This window comes from Methylomonas koyamae (assembly GCF_019669905.1).
In the GTDB taxonomy this organism is placed as follows: Bacteria; Pseudomonadota; Gammaproteobacteria; order Methylococcales; family Methylomonadaceae; genus Methylomonas; species Methylomonas koyamae.
This window is the reverse complement of the sequence record NZ_AP019777.1, coordinates 2268283-2285699: the sequence shown is the minus strand read 5'-3', so window position 1 is coordinate 2285699 and position 17417 is coordinate 2268283. Positions and strand designations below refer to the sequence as shown.

Sequence of the window (17417 nt, the reverse complement as noted above, 5' to 3'; positions counted from 1 at the left end):
AAAAAATCCCCTCTCATTGTCCGTCACGCTTTCTCAAGCCGCTGGCCGGCCGACGCCGGCATTTAACAATTCATCGATAAAGCAACGTAAATAAGTGGGCAGATACAGTTGCTTAAGATACGCCAATTTGGTCATCGAGCGTGGAATCAAATGCGCCAGATCGATGCAGACCAGATCGCTGTCGTTGCCCGGCTCATAGGACGCGCCGGAAATGATGCCTACCCCCAAACCCAGCCTGACGTAGGTTTTGATTACGTCCGAGTCGGCTGCCGACAGCGTGATATCCAGTTCCAACCCCTGCTTGGCGAAGGCTTTTTCAATATTCGAGCGGCCGGTATAGCCGGGCGAATAGGTCAATAGCGGATACGAAGCCAGTTTCTCCAGCGTCACCTTGGCGGCTGCCAACGCATGGCCCTGTGGCACGATCGCGACGTGGTTCCATTCGTAGCACGGCTTGATCGCCAGTTTCTCGCTGTCTTCCATTTTTTCGGTACAAATCGCGATGTCGGCTTCGTGCCGGTACAGCAAATCGATGATTTCGCCAGGCGACGACTGCACCATGTAAATCGTCACGCCGGGAAATTGCTCGCGAAATTTGCGGATCGGTTCCGGCAGCAAATATTTAGCTTGGGTGTGCGTGGTGGCGATGTGCAGCGCACCGTTGCGGTTGGCTTGGTAATCGTCGGCGATGGTTTGGATGTTGCGCTTGGCCAGATCGATACCCTCGATTTCCTGCATCACCCGTTCGCCCAACGGCGTAAAACCGAGGATTTTCTTGCCGTGCCGCTCCAGCAGCGGCGAGCCCAATTCCTCCTCCAGCAACTGGATATGGCGGCTGGCGGCGGATTGGACGATATTGACCTTATCGGCCGCCTTGGACAGGTTGAATTGGGTCTCCGGCAACAGGCGCAGCAGTTCCAATTGGCTGAAATTCATGGTTTGACACTCCTGTGTTTGCGCCGGCTAGCCATCAATTGAACCAGTGCGCATGCTTTATCCTCAGCGCCACGCGGTCGCCCTTCTGCAAGGCCAGCTCGCGGAACTGTTCGTTCGGCATTTCGGCGTAAATGGTTGCGCCGGAACCGTTGGCACCGTCGCGGTTCAACTCCAGCCGAATGGTGCCGCCCAAATGCTGCCAATCTTTCAGATAAACCGGCGCCTTGGCTTGATCGGCCGGTTTTTCGATGCCGATATTGTGCGGCCGGACGTGGGCGACAATGCCTTTAGAGTCGTCGACGATCACGCCGCTTTGCTTGAGCCAGAAATGCTCTTCATCGTCGAGTTTGAACACGTTGGTCTGACCGATAAAGCGCGACACAAAGTCGCTGGCCGGATGGTCGTAAATCTCGCTCGGCGTGCCCTTCTGCTCGATCCTGCCGTGGTTCAACACCACAATCTGGCTCGATACTTCCATCGCCTCTTCCTGATCGTGGGTGACGAAGATGCTGGTCACGTTCAGTTCGTGGTGCAAATGCCGCAACCACAGCCGTAAATCCTTGCGCACACTGGCATCCAACGCGCCGAACGGTTCGTCCAACAACAATACCGACGGCTCGACCGCCAATGCCCGGGCCAATGCTATGCGCTGACGCTGGCCGCCGGACAGTTGGTCGGGGAAGCGGTCGTGCAGCCAATCCAGTTGCACCAAATTCAACAGGTCGTGAACTTTCTTGCGGATGATGGCTTCGCTGGGCCGGTCCTTGTGCGACTTGACCCGCAAACCGAAGGCGATGTTGTCGAACACCGTCATGTGCCGGAACAAGGCGTAATGCTGGAACACGAAACCGATCTGCCGGTTTTTGACCGGTTGCTGGGTGACGTTGTCGCCTTTTAAGTAAACCTCGCCCTGGTCGGCCTGTTCCAGGCCGGCGATGATGCGCAGCAGTGTGGTCTTGCCGCAGCCGGACGGTCCCAACAGCGCGACCAACTCGCCTTCCGGAATGTCCAGATTGATGTTGTCCAGCGCTTTGAAATCGCCGAATTGTTTGCTGATGTTTTGTAAGGTGATGCTCATTTTGTGCCTCTATGAGTCTGAATTGGCTAAGGGTTTGAAAGCCGACGCGCCGGGTTGCGCATGCAACCCGATCTATGCGGTATTTATTCCTTCGCCTTTTTCCGCTCTTCGTTTTGTTTCCATTCCAGCAGGGTTTTGAAGATCAAGGTCACAATCGCCAAACCGGCCAGGATCGAGGCGCCGGCAAAGGCGCCGACGAAGTCGTATTCGTTATAACTAACCTCGACGTGCAACGGCAGCGTGTTGGTCAGGCCGCGAATATGGCCCGACACCACCGACACCGCGCCGAACTCGCCCATCGCTCTGGCGTTACAGAGCAGCACGCCGTACAACAAGCCCCATTTGATGTTGGGCAAGGTGATCTTGAAAAAGGTCTGCCAACCGCTGGCGCCCAGCGACAAGGCGGCCTCTTCTTCCTCGTGACCGATTTCCTGCATCAGCGGGATCAGCTCGCGGGCCACGAATGGAAAGGTGACGAACAAGGTCGCCAAGACGATGCCGGGCACGGCGAAGATGATCTTGATGTTGTGTTCGGCCAACAGCGGCCCCAACCAGCCTTGCGAGCCGAAGATCAGCACGTAGATCAACCCGGCGATCACCGGCGATACCGAAAACGGCAGATCGATCAACGTAACCAGCAGGCTCTTGCCGCGAAATTCGAAACGGGCAATGGCCCAGGCCGCCGATACGCCGAACACGGTGGTCAACGGCACAGTGATGGCCGCGGTCAGCAACGTCAGACGCATCGCCGCCAACGCGTCCGGGTGATGCAAACTGGTGCTGTATGCCGTCCAGCCTTTACTGAAGGCATTGATTAATACCGTCGCCAGCGGCAACACCAAAAACAGGCCGATGGTCACCAGACTGACGCCAATCAAGACCAACCTTACCCAGTCGGCATCTTTTAGTGCCAAAGCCTGCGCCGGCTGTCCTATCGATGTGGAAATCGCGCTCATCCTTATCTCCTTAAAGTTGGCCGCTGCGGCGGCGAACCCACCATTGCAGGCTATTGATTAACAGCAACAACAGGAACGAAATCACCAGCATGGTCAGGCCTATCGCCGTGGCACCGGCGTAATCGTATTGTTCGAGTTTGGTGATGATCAGCAACGGCACCACTTCCGAGATATAAGGCATGTTGCCGGCTATGAAGATCACCGAGCCGTATTCGCCGACGCCGCGGGCAAAAGCAAGAGCAAAACCGGTAATCGTCGCCGGCAAAATGTTCGGGAAAATAACTTTGACGAAGGCTTGCCAGCGGCTGGCGCCCAAGCTGGCGGCGGCTTCTTCCATCGCCAGATCGAATTCCTGCAATACCGGCTCGACGGTACGCACCACGAACGGCAGGCCGATGAATATCAACGCGAACACGATACCCAACGGCTTAAACGCAATCTGCACGCCGGTAGCCTCGATCACCCATTTACCGACCCAGCCTTTGGGTTCGTAGATCGTCGCCAACACGATACCCGCCACCGCGGTCGGCAACGCAAACGGCAAATCGATCAGTGCATCGAAGATTTTTTTGCCGGGAAACGGATAGCGCACCAAGGTCCAGGCAATCACAAAGCCCAAGGCGGCGGCCACGGCGGCAGCGATCAATGCCGCGACGAAACTGACTTGAAACGAGGCGATGACCCTTTTGTTGGTCAAAATCCCCCAAAACTGCTCCAGACTAAGATTCAGCGATTTCAGCAACAATGCGCTGAGCGGGATCAATACGATCAGCGTCAGGTAGAGCAAGGTGAATCCCAGAGCAGGACGAAATCCGGGCATGATGTGGCTTTGTGGCATAAGTTCGGTATCAGGCTTTAGTTAGAAAAAACAGCGGTGTGATATCTCTCATCCGTTTTTCGCGAGCCGGCTCTAAGCCGGCAACGCGGCGGGGCATCCGCCATTCCGACGCCCCGCCCCGCGCTTTAAGGCGTGTAGATCTGGTCGAAGTTGGCGCCGTCGTCGAAATGCTCTTTCTGCACTTGCGCCCAACTGCCGAAGCGTTCGTTAACCGTGAACAACTCCAGTTTCGGGAAGCGTTTCAGGTCTTCGGCATCGGCATACTCGGGATGCGACGGCCGATAGAAATGCTTGGCCACCAGTTTTTGCCCGACCGAGGTGTACAGGTAGTTCAAATAGGCTTCGGCCAAATCTTGGGTGCCGTTTTTCTTGACCACTTTGTCGACCACCGTCACCGGCGTTTCCGCTTTGATGCTGGTCGGTGGGACCACGATTTCGTACTCGCTGGCACCGAATTCTTTCAAGGCCAGGAAGCCTTCGTTTTCCCAGGTAATCAGCACGTCGCCGATACCGCGTTGAATAAAGGTGGTGGTCGAGCCGCGGGCGCCGGAATCCAGTACCGGCACGTTTTTAAACAACTTTTTGACGAAATCCTTGGCGGCGTCCTTGCTGCCGAATTTCTTCTCGCCGTAGGCCCAGGCTGCCAGATAGTTATAACGGGCGCCGCCTGAGGTTTTCGGGTTCGGGGTAATCACTTGCAAACCTTCCTTGGTCAGATCGCCCCAGTCCTTGATGCCTTTCGGATTGCCTTTACGCACCAGGAACACGATGGTGGAGGTATAAGGCAGACTGTTATCCGGCAGGCGCTTTTGCCAGTCTTTCGGCAACAAATTGGCTTTTTCGGCGATTTGGTCGATGTCGTAGGACAGCGCCAAGGTCACCACGTCGGCTTCCAGGCCGTCGATCACGGCACGGGTTTGTTTACCGCCACCGCCGTGCGATTGCTGGACGTTAACGTCCTCGCCGGTTTTTTCTTTCCAGTATTTGATGAATTCCTTGTTGAAATCTTGGTAAAACTCGCGGGTCGGATCGTACGACACGTTCAGGATGGTTCGGTCTGCCGACGCAGTAGCGTTGGCCAACAGGCCTAGCGCGATCAGTGCAGATTTAACGGTGTAACTCAGCTTCATAATGGCTCCTCAAGAGATTTATTCGGTGCTCGGCCGCCGAAACGTCCCGGCTTTAACAGCTTTGGCGATATGTTACGCGGCCTTTTATCTGATTTAAAATGATAGTTTTCGAGATATTTATCTATTAATTGGATATATAAAAACGTAACTCCGCCTCGCTTGGCCGATTTGCCAGGCGCCGCTGCCGGGCAGTTAAGGTTTAATGGTATTTGGGTTTGCCGTCGCCGAAGGCGTTCAACGAAACTTCGAAATAGAAGAAGTTGCTCGGCTCGTTGGTAAACGGTGTACCGGTTGCTGTCGCCGACTGCTTCACCCCATTCTGCGACGTGGTGTAATCGCCCGGAGTAAAACGCGCGTAGCTCAAACTCCAATCGACATAGGCATTGAGCTTATGCCGCAAACGAATATCGAATTCGTGCCCCAAGAAGGTCTTGCCGTTCACACCGGTTAGGCCGGCCCGGTTCCAACCGCCGCCGTCGCTGGCCATCCAGTAGGCGTTGTAACCGGTGTCGATCTGCACGCCTTTGTACGGGCTGAATTCGAGCCGTGCCTTCGGCGCGTGAATGTTGTCCCAGGAAAAATAATCGTTACGCGACCATGGCTGGTTAAAACCGTAAAACGCATCGAAGCGCTGGTTGGAGCTATCGCCGCTGCGCTTGTCGCCGGAACCGTATCCGTAATAGGCGCTCGCCCTTGGCTTCCAGTCGTGGTCAAAGGTGTAACCCAATTCCAGCGAGTAAGCGATCGCGTCGTGCTGCTGCAAAACTTCGCCGCTCGGCTTGGTCGCATCCAACTTGCCGAAGCGGCCGAATTGTTTGTTGATATCGGTGTCGTAATCAAAAGCGGTATCCGGGATCACGCCATACACCCGCAAACCTGGCGCATAGATATCCATATCCGCCTTGCGGTTGGCGACAATCAGATTTTTCGGATCGCCGTCCACTTTACGTCCCAAGAAATACGGCTGAATCGTGATGAACTCAGACCACTGCTTAATACTCAATACCGCACCGTAAATCCAGGTGTCTTCGTCGGGTTGGTCGAATTCGTTCATGATCCGGTCTACCGGTTGCAATGCGAACGTATCCAGGTCCCAATTATTCTGCTTCTTACCGAAACGGACCCGGTAACCCTCGAAGTTGTTGGTGGTATTACGAAACTGGTTGTTACCGATCAAACGCCGATCCAGCAATTCCAGGCTTTGCCGGCCGGCACGAATGCTCAACGGCCGATTGTGGCCCAAGGCGTTATCGAAATATAACTCGCCGTAGCCTTGAATCAGGTCGAACTCGTTCACATCCTGACCGGTCTTGGCGTACAGGCTGTTATAACTGCGCGAGTCCTGCGCCTCGACCACGAAGCGGAACGGGTCCAAAATGTCGTGAACCCCGATATAGGCCCGGGTTCTCAGCAACCAAATGTTGTCCGGATCGTTTTTAAATTTGGAACCGGTAGGCCGGTAATCGTTTTCCCGGTATTCGTAGCGACTCCGAAAATCCAGACCGACATCCAGCCAATCCACATCGCGGAATTGCTCGAATTGCGTCTTGCTCAAGTTACGGACATAGCTCGGAGGATCGGGCTCCGGCTCGACCCGGTAGCCTTTGGTTTTTTGGTAGTAGTCCTCTGCGCTGACGGCTCCCGGCAAGCTTAACAATAAGCCGATCGCACCGGTCGCCGATAGCGCGCTGATTTGTTTTCGTTTCATGTTTAACCCGTGGTTGTGGTATCGGTTAAGGAAACAGGGTTCCTGGATCGGTAACGTCCGGCGATCCGGTCGGTTATCGGTTTATCGTTAAAGATTAATCGCCGCTGGTGCGGTAGAACTCAATGGGCGTTTGCCGCGGTTTTGACTCTGAATTTTTCGTGTTTTTCGATTTGCACAATTCGTCCGTCGTGAACCACGATTTCCACCGAACCGAAACGCAGCCCTTGCAAAATCGACACGATCTGCTCTACCAATTCCTGCTGCTGCGCCGACTTGGCGGGTTCGGTTTCGAACTGGATATCCATTTGGCCTCCTATAAATTTCAACTAGTTGTATTCGGTCCGTTGCGCAGCATGGTACGAAAAACAAATGACCATTTGAAACGGTAAATATCGATTTATTCATCTAAAAAACCGATAAGCGACCGTCAGTTATTCGCCAAACAAGGCGAGGACCGTCGATAGAGAATGGGGAAGATTCGGCGCCGACAGGGCAATATAGCGAGCGGCCGGTTCGAGCCCGCCCGCCGATCGAAAAAAACCGCGTTAGCGCTCTAAATGCAGCACCGAACCGCGTTTACCGACCTGCTGCAACATGCCGTAAAGCTCGAGCTTATGGCGCAATACATTGCGGCTGATGTCCAGCAATTTCGCAGTCTGTACCTGGTTCTTTTCGCAATAGCCGAAGGCGATGCGAATCACGGTTTCTTCGATTATCTCGAACAATTTCGGCGGTGCCTGCTCGCACAGCCGTTCCAACGCGGTTTCCAGCGAATCGACCGATACCGCCGGCACATGCTCCGGCGCACGCACGCCGGACAGTTTGAAGTCCTCCGGCCCAAGCCGGTTACCGGGACAGACCAGCAAGGTGCGGTGAATTGCATTTTCCAGCTCGCGGATATTGCCCGGCCAATCGTAATTCACTAAAGCCAATTCGGCGCCGGGCGATAATTTCACTTCATCGTGGCCGAGGCGCTCGCCGTAGATTTTCAGAAAATGCCGCGCCAAAGGCAGAATATCGCCGGGGCGTTCGCGCAACGGCATCAAATGGATGGTCGCGACATTGAAGCGGTAATACAAATCGGCCCGAAAATGCTGGGCCGCCACCGCCTCTTCCAGGTTGATATTGGTCGCGGCGATGATGCGCACATCGACCGGTTTCGGTTGGCGCGAACCGACTTTGACCACCTCGCGTTCCTGCAACACCCGGAGCAATTTGGCTTGCAAACCCAGCGGCAAATCGCCGATTTCGTCCAGAAACAAGCTACCTTTATCGGCGGTTTCGAACCAGCCTTCTTTCGACGTCAAGGCGCCGGTAAACGCGCCTTTTTCATGGCCGAACAATTCGCTTTCGATCAAATTCTCGCTCAAGGCCGCGCAATTTAGCGCACCGAACATATACTTGCTGCGTTTGCTCAACGCATGAATATGGCGAGCTACCAACTCCTTGCCGGTGCCGGTCTCGCCGATCACCAGTACTGTGGCGTCGCTCGGCGCAATCCGCTCGATTTGTTCCAACAAACGCCTGGACACCGGGTCTTCGAACACCATTGCCGTGGCGCGGGTCGATAACGCCAGCTTTCTGGATTGCGATTCGTCGAATGCCAATAACGGCGCGGCGGCATCCTCCGCCGGATTGTCGAAATCGCGGTTAAGCACTGTATCCATAACTGTTCATATAAACGTCTAAGTTGCCACTAAATGCCGCTCGCCGGCCGGGTTCTTCGGTAAGCCCAAGCAATACCGTGATCTGAATAGCAGATTCCATTCCAAAAAATCGATATCCGTATCGATTTATGCTCAAACGGAGCTTACCGCTTGGCTAGTAGGCTTGCCGAGCGGCCCGACTCGTACTCGCCAGGCCAATTCGGCGCAAGTTACTGCTTATTCGATGCTCGCGAGCCAACCTGGTGGCTCGGATCAAGCAGCAAACTGACCGAATCGGAACAAAGACCCGCTGCCAAAAGTTGGAATAGCAACAGTTGCTGTTGCTTGGCTGTTGCTTTTCCGTACGCTCAATCTCAGGATCAAAACTCATAAGCCATCCTAAAATCGAGGCGTTGTTGTCCGATGTCGACGGTGCCGTGGGAATGGAACGGGTAGGCCCAGTCCAGTTCGCCGCTCAGGCGTTTCAGCAGTTGCAGCCTGAGGCCGATGCCGGCCGCGGCCAGGGTTTCGCTGGCCGGGGTCGGTGCAATCGGCGCATCGGTCCACAGGTGGGCCCAGTCGATGAAGCCGAGCAGGCGCAGGTTTTGCGCGGTGTCGATCTCATTCGGCAGCAGGTGCGGGCTGTACAGCTCCAGCGACAGGTTGACGCCGTGGTCGCCCAGCACCTGGGTCTGGTGGTAGCCCCTGACGCTGAGCGGGCCGCCGGCCGAGAACTGTTCGTTGCTGATCAGTTTCGCCATGCTGGCCTGGCCGCCGGCGCGGGCTTGCAGCCGAAAGTCTCCCGGCAGTTGCTGTTGGTGTTTCAGCTCGGCGGTCAGGTAGAGGAAATTGGGCGTGGCGCCGGCGCGTTTGCTTTCGAACTGCTCGGCGTCGTTGCCCAGGCCGCGGAAGCTGAAGTGGCCGCTCAGGTTCAGGCTGCTGGCATAACCGTCGCCGCGGCGGACGCCGTCGTAACCGGCGACGAAGGCGGCGTAGCTGATCGGGCTGCCGCTGCCGGCGAACTGGGCGATCTGCTGGTCGAAGCTCTTGTAATCCACGCCGAAGTTGAGGCTGTGCAGCACGCCGTCGCTGGCGCCGTCCAGCGGTTTCACCAGGCGGGCGCCGTAGATGGAACCGGCGCCGACCACCGACAGGCCGCCGACGTTGACGCCGAGCTGGGTGCTGGAGCTGATGCCGATGCCGTACAGCGCCAGCCGGGTGTCGGCCCAGCCGGTCGGCAGCACGTAGGTGCCGGACCAGACTTCGACTTCTTCGGCGTTTTGCGGCGAGACCTGGTATTGCACCGAAGCACTGTGGAACTTCTGCCACAGGTTGTCGTAGCGCAAGCTGCCTTGCAGCCGGGTGTAGCTGGTATGTTCCGAGTTGCGGCTGTTCAGCTCCAGACTGCCGTGCAGCGGCAGTTCGTCCTTGACCTTCAGTTCCACTTCCATCTTGCCCGGGGTCGAGCCGGCGCGGAACACCGGCGTGATCGAGCGGTCGCCGGATTGCTTGGCCAGCGCGTTGATCTGTTCCTGCACCTGCGGCATATGCGGCGCCCGGCCCTCGGCCAGGGCTGGCACCCCGGCGCGGATCTTGCCCAAGTCGAAATAGCGCGAACCGCTGATGTGCAAGGTCTCGATACTGCCCTCCACCACTTGCAGCCTGACGCTGGCCTCGTTGACGTCCTGTTCCGGGATCGACACCACCACGGTCGGGTAACCGGCGGCGCGGTAGGCCTGCTCCAGCGCGGCCCGGGCCTGTTCCACATCGGCCACGGTTTTCTCCGGCCCCAGATAGGGATACACCGCCTGTTCCAGAGTTTCGTCGTCGAGCAGGCTGTTGCCGTCGATCTGAAAGTCCAGCACGTCGAAGCGCGGCTGCGCTTCGCCGGCCCATTGCGTGGCGGTGTCGGCGGCGTCCTTTCCGGTACCGGCTGCGGCCGCGCTGTCGCCGCGGGCGGCCTCGCCGGGCGGCGTTGGCGCCGGCGGCGGCGCGGCATCGGCTGCGCTAGCGAGCAGACAGCAGGCGGCCAGCCAGGCCGGCGTTAACGGTTGGCAGCGTTTCATTGCCCAGCCCCCCGATTGACAGGCGTTTGTGGCGATGCCACTGCGGATTCGCTGTCACCCAGCGGCACTGCGGCTGAGGACGCTGCGGTTGCGCTGGCCGCTTCTGCCGGCTGCCCGCCGGCGCTATCGGCGCCAGGCTCGGCGCGGGTGGCGGTGTCGATGGGCTCTGACGCTTCCTGCGCCGGCTCGGCCGCGGCCTGGCCGGCCGCTAACGCCGCACCGGCCTCGAACGGCGTCACTTTCAACTGCTTGAGCTGATAACGGTATGCCTCGGCCCGGTTTTGGCTGTCGACCTTGGCGATGCCGGTGAGCGGTTCCAGTTCCGCCAGTTGCTGCCACAGGCCTTTCTGTTCGTATTGCTCGACCACTTTTTGGTTCAGCTCGCGCAACTGTTGGTTCAGTTGGCCGCATTGGCCGATCCACTGCTCCCGTTCCTGCACCGCCTGCACCAACAATTGGTTGTCGTCGCGAATGGCGCGGGCTTTGGCCACCACATCGTTGTGTTTTTGCACCAGGGCCTGTTCGCGCTGGCGCTGCTGGCTGAGCTGGCTTTCCAGGCTGGTTTTGACCGCTTCCAAGCCGTTTTTATAGCGCGCGACTTCGCCTTGCAGCGGCGCCAGTTGCGCCACGGCGGCTTCCAGGCTTTTCAGCTTGGCTTCCAGACCGGCCTTTTCGTTGAGCCAGGCCGCTTTCTCGGCTTCCAGCGCTTGCTTTTCCTGGCTGAGCTGGCGGATCAGGCCTTGGGCCTTTTTGATCGCGTCGCCGCCGGGGACGGCGGCTTTGGGTTCGGCGTCACTGGTTTCAATGCCGGCCAACAGCAGTAGCAGGCATAACGGCGGGACATAAATCCAGCGCCAGGGTTGTTGCTTAGCCATCGCCTGCCCTCCTAGAACCGCGCATTCAAATCGACGTTGACGGTGTCGATGCTGTAGCGGGGACCGTCGATGGCGTCGGTGCTGAACCAGCGCAGGTTGAGCCAGGTGCTTTTGGCCAGGCCGTATTGCAGGCCCATCACCCAGCCCTTGGCATCGGTACCGCCCTGGTGGAAGATCGAGTCGGTGAAGGCGTCCAGCACCGCGTCGCGCTGCACGTAGCGATAAGCCAGGTTGACGTTCCAGTCGGCCCAGCGCCGCAGTTCCGGCACGCCGACGTCGACCCGCACCTGGTAGGCCTTGGTGCGCGGTTGCAGGTCGGTGCTGGCGAAGGCGGTGCCGAACTGGCTGAGGATTTTCTGCCGGTTGAAGCCCAGGTTTTGGGCATAATCGGCGGTGAACAGCACGTGGGTGTCGCCGAAGCCGGCGTAATCGAACATGGCCGTGGCATTGAACACCTTGAATTCGGAGGCCAGGCCGAACAAGCAGCCCACCGTGTCGGTGCAGTTGGGCAGCAAGGTGTTGGCGTCGCTGATCGCCACCATCGAGTTGCCCTTCTGCACGAACTGCGGTGCGGTCCAGTCGTAGGCATGGCTGCCGACCGGATTGCGCCGGGCCTGGACGTTGTGGAATTCGTAATACGACGCGGCCAGATTCAACCGCGAGTCCTGCCACACCAGCCAGTCGGCGCCGACCTGGCCGGCATACAACCATTTGTCGTTGACCGAGACGTCGATGTCCTGCAACGGGAATACGCCCAGCGTGACGAACAGGCTGTCCGGGGTCTGCTGGCCCTGGTTGATGCCGAAGCGGGCGGTCGGGTTCGGCGTTTTGTAGCCGGCCAGTTTGTTGCTGCCGCGATTGAACGGCAAGCGGAAGCTGCCGGCCACGCCTTCGAAACTCAAATCCGGGTCGAACACCACGTCGGTGGACAGGAACGGATTGATGATGCGGCCGGCATACAAGCTAAACCAGTTGGTCTTACGTTCGTCCAGGAAATCGTATTGCAGATAGGCGCGGTCGATGGCGAACTGGTAGGACTGGCCGGTGTTGCCCAGGGTCTGGTCGTTCGAGACGGGGTTGTTGATGTTGCTGGTGGCAAAGCGCACCCCGGCTTTCAAACCGTCGGCCAGGTTGGCTTCGAAGCCGAGACGGAAGCGTTCGCGTAGCCGCAGCCGGTCTTTTTGGTTGTTAATGATGGCCTCGTTCGGGTTCAGCGAGACCTGGGTGGTCAAGCCGGCCTGGTTGCCGGTGGCGGCACGGTTGATGGCCAGCCAGTTGTAGGGGCCGACGAAGTTGCCGGCCGCATCGAGGCCGACGTTCTCGACCCCGCCGGCGTTTTCTTTACCGTAGAACTCGTCGGCGAAACGGATACGGATATCGAAGCTGGGATGGATCGCCGCCACCCACTCCGGCAACGCGCCGGGAATGCCCCAGCCTTCGTCTTTGGCGTCGCGCTTCACGTCCTGCAACACCTCGGCCTTCAGTTCGGCGCGGACCTGGTCGCGGATTTCTTTTTTGACGAACTCGGGCACGTAAGCGACGTGTTTGGTTTTGCCGGTTTTACCCGCAACATTGGCCGGCTCGCCGGCCCAGTCGGCCGCGGTTTGGGCGGCGTCCGGGGTGGCCGTAGCCGAGGTTCCGCTATTGCCGGCCGGATTAGCAGCGCGCGCGGCATTGGCCGATTCGGCTTTGGCCTGCGCGGCGACCGCTTCCTGTTCGGCGGCCTGCACCAGGCCTTGGCCTTCATCTTGGTTAATCACGCCGCGCTGCACCAGCAGGTCGACCAGGTTGACCAGGGTGGATTTCTTGACCGGAATCACGGCGTCGGCCGGGGCCGGAGTGGCGGCTTGCGCCGCGCCGGCGCTGGCGGTCAGGCTGCCGGTCAAAACCAGGGCCAGGGATTTGCTTACGGTATTCATTTTGGTTTTTCGGTTATTGCTTGGTTTTCAATAGTTCGCTAGCCGAAGTAGCTCATGTAAGTCCGATTCGCGTCGGCGTCATCGGACGCCTGTGTTTTTAAGGTTTCGCTAGCGCGAAGCTTTTTTAATGTCGGGTCTCGGCCCGACAGCCGAGTGGCTTTTCTTTGTTTGGCCAAAGAAAAGCCACCAAAAGAAAGGCCACCCGGATGCCGCTTATTCCCTGCGCTCCACCGCTTTTATCGAGGGCCGGCAGAAGGGGCTTCCCAGCCCCTCCGCCGCCGTGCGGCATCCCTGCCGCACCCCTTCGGGCAATTCTCGATAAAAGCGGCGGTGCTCGGCGCGGCAAACGGGAGATAAAACCCTCCCACTACCGGCAGACTCACCGAACAACACGGGTAAATCTTCTGTCTGGATCGGTCCGATTGCCCCCAGCGCAATCGGACGCGGGGTTTTTAAAGGCTTCGCTACCGCCACAACGATTGAATACCGGTTCGCCGGTTGCTCCCCTTTGCCGCGCCGAGCACCGGCGGGTTTGGCAAGATCAGCCCGTCAGGGGCGCGGCAGGGAGGCCGCGCGTTTTCGGAGGGGCAGGAAGCCCCTTCCGAAAACCCTTGCCAAACCCGACGGCGCGCAGGATTCAAGCGGCAGCGGGGCGGCCTTTTCTTTGGTTTCTTTCTTTTGGCCGAGCAAAAGAAAGAAACCCGCTTGTCGGTGCGGGAACCGACATTAAAATCAGCCGTCGCGCCAGCGACACAACGCCATGCCCTACCAAGAGCTGAAGCACTATTGCTTAAACCCTCGAACTCAACCGTATCCGAATCGGCTGCGGCATGCTCTCCGGCGGCGGCCGGCCGACGCTGGCCCGCAGCCGCGGCAAGGCCGCACGCAGGGCTTGGTCGATGTCGGCCTTACCGCTGCCGCCGGCCAATTCACTGCGGCTGATGCGGCCGTCCGGGCCGACCCAGATTTCCAGGATCACGCTGTAGCCGGCTTGCGCGGCCGGGGTGTCGGTCAGCAGGTTTTGCAGGCCGGTCTCGACCTGGCGCTGGATCTGGCCGCCGTACCAGAGGATGGCGTTGCCGCCGCCACCGCCCAGGATCGAGCGGCCGCCCTTGCGGGCTTGCAGGCCAAAGCCGTCGCTGCCGGCGGTGCCGTCGGCATCCACGCCCAGGTCTTCGGCCGGCGGCGCTTCGTCCGGCTCCGGCGAAGGTTCGGGCTCGGGTTCCGGCTCGGGCTGCTCGATCTTTTCTTCTTTGATCTCTTCCGGCGGAGGCGGCGCTTGCTCCGGCGGTGGGGGTGGCGGAGGCGGCGGCTGGATCATCGTGATCTGCTGCACTTGCTTTTTGGTCTGCGGCGGCTTCTCGAACTTGTCCGCCAACCACCACACGCCCAGCGCAATCAACAGGCTCAACCCTATCCCCAACACCACCGGCAAGCGCCGCAGCCAGGCGTATTTGTTTGTCATCTCGTTTCAATCAGTCGTCGCCACAACGCCCAGTGCGCCGTGTTCTCCAATCCATCCGGCCGATACCCGGCCTGGTTTTCCCCGGTTTGATTCCGCGCCGGTTTGATTCCGCGTGGGCGCTATTGGTGTCCACAGCACGCATCGCGCCATTCCGCGTGGGCACATAAACCGTGCCCACCCTACGTCCAAGGCAATAGCGGCATCGGCAATCCACCTGGTCGTTTTACGCGCGGGACGGGGTTGCTCCCGTTATTCCGCCCCGAGCATCGCAGCTTTTGGCGAGATCGGCCCGCAGGGGCGCGGCAGGGAGGCCGCGCGTTTTCGGAGGGGCAGGAAGCCCCTTCCGAAAACCCTCGCCAAAAGCGAGAAGCGCAGGATCAAGGCGGAATGCCGGGTCGCCTTTTCTTTGGATACTTTCTTTTGGCGATGCAAAAGAAAGTATCTCGGCTGTCGGGCCGAGACCCGACTTAAAATAAAACCCGTCGCGCCAGCGACACATCCTTTACTTCACCAACTTCTGCGTCACCAACCCCAACTGACTAATCTGCAACCGAGTCACAATGTCCAAGACCTCGATCACCTTCTGGTACTGCACGCTGGCGTCGGCCTTGACCACCACCGGCAGGTCCGGCGTCGCCGCCTTGTATTGCGCCAAGCGGGTTTCCAGTTCTTGCAAGGACACCGGATAGGTATCCAGGTAAACGCTGCCGTCCGGCGTGATCGAGATCGCCTTGGTCTTGGGTTTGGACAGGCTGGGCGTGCTGCTGGCCTTGGGCAGGTTGACGGTAATGCCCTGCACGGTGGCGGTGGTCATGATGATGAAAATCAGCAACAGCACGTAGGCCACGTCCAGCATCGGCGTGATGTTGATGTCGTCGTAGACTTTGCCTTCTTCTTCGACTTTCATGTTGCGTCTCCGGGCTTAGCGGGCGTTGGTTTGATGGGCGGCGGCCTGGCGGGCGGCGCGCATCGATAACAAGGCCAGAAATTCGTCGCTGAACACGCGCATGCCGGCGCTGATGTCTTTGATCTGGGTTAGCAGGTAGTTGTAGGCAAACAGCGCCGGGATGGCGACGGCCAGGCCGGCGACGGTGGCCAGTAAGGCGGCGGCGATGCCGGGGGCGATGGAGTTGATGTTGACGTCGCCGCTGGCGGCGATGGCGGCAAAGGTAATCATGACGCCGACTACGGTGCCGAGCAGGCCCAGGAACGGGCCGCCGGCGATGGCGATGGTCAGCAGTACCATGTGTTTGTTCAGGCGTTGGCCTTCGTGGACGATCTGGCTATCCAGTTTGACCCGCAGGTAATCCCAGGCTTCGCGGGTCACCACTTGGTCGGCACCGCCTTGCAGTTTGTTCAGTTCCTGGATCGCGGTGTGGTACAGGTGGTAGAGCACCGAACTTTGGAAGTGGTCGTGTTTGCCGACCAGGGCGGTCAGCCAATCGGAGTCGGCCAGTTCGTGTTCTTCGGCGGTTTCGGCCTGATCCAGCGCGCCGAGCGTGTTCGGGTCGAGCTGGCGGTATTGCGCCAGGAAGGCGCGGTTGTCTTTGCCGATGCGGTTGATGACTAAGGTTTTGCTGACCATGACGATGACGGCCACGATCAGCATGATCAGGGTCAGACCGATGACGACCCAGCCGTCGACGGTGACGTTTTGCACAATGACCATGAAGTGGCCGGCGTCGCCGCTGCCGTTGGACTCGTCCTGGCCGAAGCTGAGTACGGCAAAATCCGGGCTTTGGCTGCGGTAGGCGAATTTGAGCCAGTCGGCGCTGCGGGCGGTGGCGGCGATTTGGACTTCGTCGAGCCAGCCTTGGTAGTTGTCGCCCAGGCGGATGGCGGGTTGGCCGGCGGCGACTTGGGTTTTAACGCTGCCGACCGGGACGCCGTCCAGGTAGAGTTCGACGATTTGCGGCGGGGCGTAGCTGTTGGGGTTTTCGGCGGCTTTGGCGCCGGTGTAGGCGGCCAAGTTTTCCGGGCGCAATACCAGGGCCACATGTTGCCATTTGCCCAGGGTCAGAGATGCGGCCGGGGTGCTGGCGCTGCCGGCGACGGCGGTCAGGGCGTTGCCTTGCAGGGTCAGGCGCAGGTCCAGGCCGGGGGCTTGGGCGCTGAGCAGGGTGGCGGCCGGGTTGGCCTGGTCGATCTTCAGCCAGGTGGCGAAGGTCCAGCCTTTGCTGGGATCCAGCGCCAGTTGCGGCGCCGGGTTGACGGTAATCGGTCCGGCGCCGCTGAATTGGGCGGCGGCACCGATCCAGCCGGCGGCTTGAATGCTGGCTTTGGAGTCGCTGGCATGGGAAGCGTAAGCGGTGGCGTCTTGCGGCAACGTCTCGGACGCATTGAAGTGGTAGACCAGGCCTTGGGCCACGTCGTACAAACTCTTCGGATCGGAACCGTCGGCGGCGTTGGCGTTGCCGTAGTAGAGCCAGAAGTCGTCGGTAGCCACCCCGCCGCGCACTTGTGGCAGCTTGACCCAGAGCAAACCGATCTCGCTCAGCGCATCGACTTGCTCGACCTGGTAGGCCAGCGGGGTCTGCTCGTCTTTCATTGCCCGAAAGTCGCGGCCGTTGTCGGCCAGTTCGGCAAAGTAGCCGAAGTTGCCGGCGTGCAGCCGCACCAACACCGGCACGTCAGCCAAGGTCTCCTGCACGTCCGCCCCGGTCGCCGAGGCATCCACCGCCACCTGCCGCCGCGAACTCCAGTCGGCATTCCACCAGGCTTGGGCGAGCAATGGAAAACACAGACCGGCAAAACCGAACAGTAAAGACTTTTTAAACATTGAATTCTGCTATCAAAATGT

General features: G+C 59.2%; 14 protein-coding genes. All 14 read right to left on the bottom strand.

Annotated features, from left to right (window positions below; translation table 11 throughout):
• Positions 1–33: 33 nt before the first annotated feature.
• Positions 34–936 carry a LysR substrate-binding domain-containing protein gene (locus MKFW12EY_RS10465; protein WP_054761577.1) on the bottom strand — a complete coding sequence of 301 codons (903 nt, stop codon included), beginning with the start codon at positions 934–936 and terminating at the stop codon, positions 34–36.
• A 34-nt stretch (positions 937–970) separates the two neighbouring features.
• Positions 971–2014 carry a sulfate/molybdate ABC transporter ATP-binding protein gene (locus tag MKFW12EY_RS10460; protein ID WP_221054502.1) on the bottom strand — a complete coding sequence of 348 codons (1044 nt, stop codon included), beginning with the start codon at positions 2012–2014 and terminating at the stop codon, positions 971–973.
• Positions 2015–2097: 83 nt separating this feature from the next.
• Complete coding sequence (gene cysW / locus MKFW12EY_RS10455) at positions 2098–2970, bottom strand: sulfate ABC transporter permease subunit CysW (protein ID WP_054761578.1); 873 nt, start codon at positions 2968–2970, stop codon at positions 2098–2100.
• Between the two features lie 10 nt (positions 2971–2980).
• Positions 2981–3808 carry a sulfate ABC transporter permease subunit CysT gene (cysT, locus tag MKFW12EY_RS10450; protein ID WP_221054501.1) on the bottom strand — a complete coding sequence of 276 codons (828 nt, stop codon included), beginning with the start codon at positions 3806–3808 and terminating at the stop codon, positions 2981–2983.
• 125 nt (positions 3809–3933) lie between these two features.
• Complete coding sequence (locus MKFW12EY_RS10445; protein ID WP_221054500.1) at positions 3934–4938, bottom strand: sulfate ABC transporter substrate-binding protein; 1005 nt, start codon at positions 4936–4938, stop codon at positions 3934–3936.
• 199 nt (positions 4939–5137) lie between these two features.
• A complete protein-coding gene (locus MKFW12EY_RS10440; protein ID WP_064026832.1) occupies positions 5138–6646 on the bottom strand; it encodes an alginate export family protein in 1509 nt (502 codons plus the stop codon).
• 119 nt (positions 6647–6765) lie between these two features.
• Positions 6766–6951, bottom strand: coding sequence for a YezD family protein (locus MKFW12EY_RS10435; protein ID WP_054761580.1), 186 nt, complete (start codon positions 6949–6951; stop codon positions 6766–6768).
• Positions 6952–7191: 240 nt separating this feature from the next.
• On the bottom strand, positions 7192–8313 hold the full coding sequence (locus MKFW12EY_RS10430) for a sigma-54 interaction domain-containing protein (RefSeq protein WP_082409813.1): 1122 nt from the start codon (positions 8311–8313) through the stop codon (positions 7192–7194).
• A gap of 359 nt (positions 8314–8672) precedes the next feature.
• On the bottom strand, positions 8673–10358 hold the full coding sequence (locus tag MKFW12EY_RS10425) for a ShlB/FhaC/HecB family hemolysin secretion/activation protein (protein WP_221053713.1): 1686 nt from the start codon (positions 10356–10358) through the stop codon (positions 8673–8675).
• Positions 10355–11233: a hypothetical protein gene (locus MKFW12EY_RS10420; protein WP_221053714.1), complete on the bottom strand. Its 879-nt coding sequence runs from the start codon at positions 11231–11233 to the stop codon at positions 10355–10357. Before MKFW12EY_RS10420 ends, MKFW12EY_RS10425 begins: the two co-directional genes overlap by 4 nt.
• A gap of 11 nt (positions 11234–11244) precedes the next feature.
• Positions 11245–13152 (bottom strand): putative porin, encoded by a 1908-nt coding sequence (locus MKFW12EY_RS10415; protein WP_054763733.1) that lies wholly within the window; start codon positions 13150–13152, stop codon positions 11245–11247.
• A gap of 790 nt (positions 13153–13942) precedes the next feature.
• Positions 13943–14617, bottom strand: a complete 675-nt coding sequence (locus MKFW12EY_RS10410; RefSeq protein ID WP_221053715.1) for a TonB C-terminal domain-containing protein — start codon at positions 14615–14617, stop codon at positions 13943–13945.
• Between the two features lie 502 nt (positions 14618–15119).
• On the bottom strand, positions 15120–15524 hold the full coding sequence (locus MKFW12EY_RS10405) for an ExbD/TolR family protein (protein ID WP_064021505.1): 405 nt from the start codon (positions 15522–15524) through the stop codon (positions 15120–15122).
• 15 nt (positions 15525–15539) lie between these two features.
• Entirely contained in the window at positions 15540–17396 is a 1857-nt protein-coding gene (locus MKFW12EY_RS10400) for a DUF2341 domain-containing protein (RefSeq protein WP_221054499.1), read from the bottom strand.
• Positions 17397–17417: the final 21 nt, after the last annotated feature.